Below are 3469 nucleotides of genomic sequence, written 5' to 3' on the forward strand. Positions count from 1 at the left end.
CGGCACGGGCCTGCCGGACGGGTCGCCGTCCGCCGCACCGGAAGCGGTCGCCGTCCGGTCGGCGTCCGCCCCCGCGCCGACCCCGCCGGCCAAGCTGGGTTGGGGCGCCGGGCCGGTCGGACCGCTGGACCCGGTCCCGCACGCCCTCCTGGTCGCCATGGCCCAGCCGGCCGGGGCACCGGCCGAACGACGGGCGCCCGGGTGGGTCCGGCTCGCCGCGACGGTCGTCGGCACCGCGACCGTGCTGGTGTCGTTCGGATCGCTCACCTGGGCCGTGGTCCTCGGGTACGCGCTGTGGCGCCGCAGCTGGCGGCTGGCGCTGGCCGGATTCGGCTACTTCCTGCTCGTCCTCAGCGTGTTCGTCCTCGCGGTCAGCGCGCCGGAGAACGAGGAGCCGACCGACGCGGAGGCGCTCTACCTCATCCTGGCGCTGGGCATCTGCTGGCTGCTCGGTACCGCGCACGTCGTGCTGCTCAACCCGACGCTCTGGGCGGCCATCGGCGGGCTGTTCTGGACCGGCCGGCAGCGCACCGACGAGCAGCGGCGGCTGCGCCGGGAGCAGGCCCGCTACCTGCTGCACCACTATCCGGCCGCCCGGGTCGACCTGCGCATCGGCCGCCCGGACCTGCTCCGCAGCTACGACGACGGCGGCCTGGTCGACGTCAACGCGGTGCCCGATCCGGTGCTGGCCACGCTGCCCGGGCTGACCGTCGACCAGCGCCGCCAGCTAGCGGTCGACCGCTGGCTGCGCGGCCGGTACGGGTCGATGGAGGAGTTGGCCGCGCGGTGCCACCTGCCGCCCGCGGCGACCGAAACACTCCGGGACGTGCTGCTCTTCCTGCCGCCCGAGCCACCGCCCGTCCAGCCCTCGTGACTCGGACCGGCGGCGGTCGCCTGGTAGAAATGCCGGATGGGTCAGGATCGGAAGGCCGTCCGAGAGCGCGCCGAGGCGGTGCTGCGGCGGCTGGCGGGTGAGCACGCCCGGCTCCGCGAGGACCAGTGGCGGGCCATCGAGGCGTTGGTGGTCGACCGGCGGCGGGTGCTCTGCGTGCAGCGCACCGGCTGGGGCAAGTCGGCCGTGTACTTCGTGGCCACCGCGCTGCTCCGCGAGGGTGGTGAGCACGGCCCCACGGTGATCGTCTCGCCGCTGCTGGCGCTCATGCGGAACCAGGTCGAGTCGGCGGCCCGGGCCGGCATCCGGGCCCGCACCATCAACTCGGCGAACCTCGACGAGTGGGACGAGATCACCGCCGAGATCCACGCCGGGGCGGTGGACGTGCTGCTGATCAGCCCGGAACGCCTCAACAACCCCGACTTCCGGGACGGCGTGCTGCCGAAGCTGGCGGCCACCACCGGGCTGCTCGTGGTGGACGAGGCGCACTGCGTCTCCGACTGGGGGCACGACTTCCGCCCCGACTACCGGCGGCTGCGCACCTTCCTCGCCAATCTGCCCGAGCGGACGCCGGTGCTCGCCACCACGGCCACCGCCAACGCCCGGGTCACCCAGGACGTCGCGGAGCAGCTCGGCGACGCCCTGGTCCTGCGCGGCACCCTCGACCGGGAGTCGCTGCGGCTCGGCGTACTGGACCTGCCGAGCCCGGCGCACCGGCTGGCCTGGCTCGCCGACCACCTGGACCGGCTTCCCGGCTCGGGGATCATCTACACGCTGACCGTGGCGGCGGCCGGCGAGACCGCCGAGTTCCTCGGCGCCCGGGGCTGGTCGGTGGCCGCCTATACCGGTCAGGCCGAGGACGCCGACCGGCGGGCCGCCGAGCAGGACCTGCTGGACAACAAGATCAAGGCGCTGGTCGCCACCAGCGCGCTCGGCATGGGCTTCGACAAGCCCGACCTCGGCTTCGTGGTGCACCTGGGCGCGCCGCCCTCGCCGATCGCCTACTACCAGCAGGTCGGCCGGGCCGGCCGGGCCGTCGAGCACGCCGAGGTGCTGCTGCTCCCCGGCGTCGAGGACGCGGCGATCTGGCGGTACTTCGCCTCGCTCGCCTTCCCGCCCGAGGAGCAGGTCCGGGCCGTGCTCGCCGCCCTGGACACCGAGCGGCCGATCTCCACCCAGGCCCTCGAACCGGTGGTCGACCTGCGCCGGACCCGGCTCGAGCTGATGCTCAAGGTGCTCGACGTGGACGGCGCGGTCCGCCGGGTGCGCGGCGGCTGGCTCGCCACCGGCGAGCCCTGGGTCTACGACGAGGCCCGGTTGCGCCGCGTCGCCCAGGCGCGCACCGCCGAGCAGCAGGCCATGCGGGAGTACGCGGCCACGCCCGTCTGCCGGATGCGCTACCTGCGGGAGTGCCTGGACGACGCCGGGGCGGGGGACTGCGGCCGGTGCGACAACTGCGCCGCCCCGCTGTTCGGCCCCGAGGTGTCCGACGCCGCGCTGAGCGCCGCGCAGACCTTCCTCGGCCGCCCCGGCCTGGAGATCGCGCCGAAGAAGCTCTGGCCGACCGGGCTGGAGGCGGTCGGCGTACCCCTGAAGGGGCGCATCCCACCGACGGAGCAGGCGCTGCCCGGGCGGGCCGTGGGACGCCTGTCCGACCTGGGTTGGGGCGGCCGGCTGCGCGGCCTGGTCGGGCCGGACGCGGCGGACGGCCCGGTGCCCGACGACGTGTCGGCGGCGGTGGTCGAGGTGCTGAAGGCGTGGGCGCACGGCGACGACCCGTGGCCGCGTCGCCCCGTCGGCGTGGTCGCGGTCGGCTCCCGCACCCGGCCGCTGCTGGTCGGCTCGCTCGCCGAGCGGATCGCCGCGGTGGGCCGGCTGCCGCTGCTCGGCCGGGTCGTCCCGACCGGTCCGTCCGGGGCCGGCGGCCCGCGGGGCAACAGCGCCCAGCGGGTACGCGCGCTGCACGACGCCTTCGCGGTGCCCGGTGACCTTGCCGACGTGCTGGCCGGGCTGGACGGGCCGGTGCTGCTCGTCGACGACCTGGTCGACTCGGGGTGGACCATGAGCATGGTGGCCCGGCTGCTGCGCCGGGCCGGTGCGCCCGATGTGCTCCCGCTGGCGCTCGCGGTGGCCGGCTGAACCGTCGCACCCGGGGCGCGGAAAGTTCCCGACCCGGCCGGAATGCGAGCGTCGCCACCGTCGGCGGACCGTCGGCGGGTCGACCCCCGACCGGCGGTACGGTGGGCCCATGACCGAGCAGCGACCCGTCGTCCAGACGTACGCCGTCACCGGCATGACCTGCGAACACTGCGTCCGGGCGGTCACCGAGGAGCTGTCCGCCCTGCCGGGCGTGGACGAGGTCCGGATCGACCTGGCCAGCGGCACGGCCACGGTCACCAGCGCCGCCCCGCTGCCCGTCGAGTCCGTCCGCGCCGCGGTCGACGAGGCCGGTTACGAGCTGGCCGCCGGCATTGCCTGAGTCACCGCCCCTCGCCGGCCCCGACGCGCCGCCGCCCGGCGCCGCCGTGACGGGGCCGGCCCACGACGTGTCGCCGCCCGGCGCCGCCGTCCCGGGGC

Annotated in this window: 2 protein-coding genes and 1 pseudogene; all 3 read left to right on the forward strand. The window is 76.0% G+C overall.

The window, feature by feature from the left end; all coding sequences use genetic code 11:
* Nucleotides 1-874 (forward strand): annotated as a pseudogene (locus B0E53_RS38190) (transcriptional regulator); the annotation flags it as partial.
* 36 nt (nucleotides 875-910) lie between these two features.
* Nucleotides 911-3031, forward strand: a complete 2121-nt coding sequence (locus B0E53_RS34440) for a RecQ family ATP-dependent DNA helicase (protein WP_107079715.1) — start codon at nucleotides 911-913, stop codon at nucleotides 3029-3031.
* A gap of 109 nt (nucleotides 3032-3140) precedes the next feature.
* Nucleotides 3141-3371, forward strand: a complete 231-nt coding sequence (locus B0E53_RS34445) for a heavy metal-associated domain-containing protein (RefSeq protein ID WP_107079716.1) — start codon at nucleotides 3141-3143, stop codon at nucleotides 3369-3371.
* The last annotated feature ends 98 nt before the right edge of the window (nucleotides 3372-3469 follow it).

Origin of the sequence: Micromonospora sp. MH33, assembly GCF_003013775.1 — a bacterium.
Classification (GTDB): domain Bacteria; phylum Actinomycetota; class Actinomycetes; order Mycobacteriales; family Micromonosporaceae; genus Micromonospora; species Micromonospora fulviviridis.

Excerpts from the sequence above, each read along its gene's own strand:
- B0E53_RS34440 (WP_107079715.1), top strand. The coding sequence starts at position 911 with ATGGGTCAGGATCGGAAGGCCGTCCGAGAGCGCGCCGAGGCGGTGCTG.
- B0E53_RS34445 (WP_107079716.1), top strand. The coding sequence starts at position 3,141 with ATGACCGAGCAGCGACCCGTCGTCCAGACGTACGCCGTCACCGGCATG.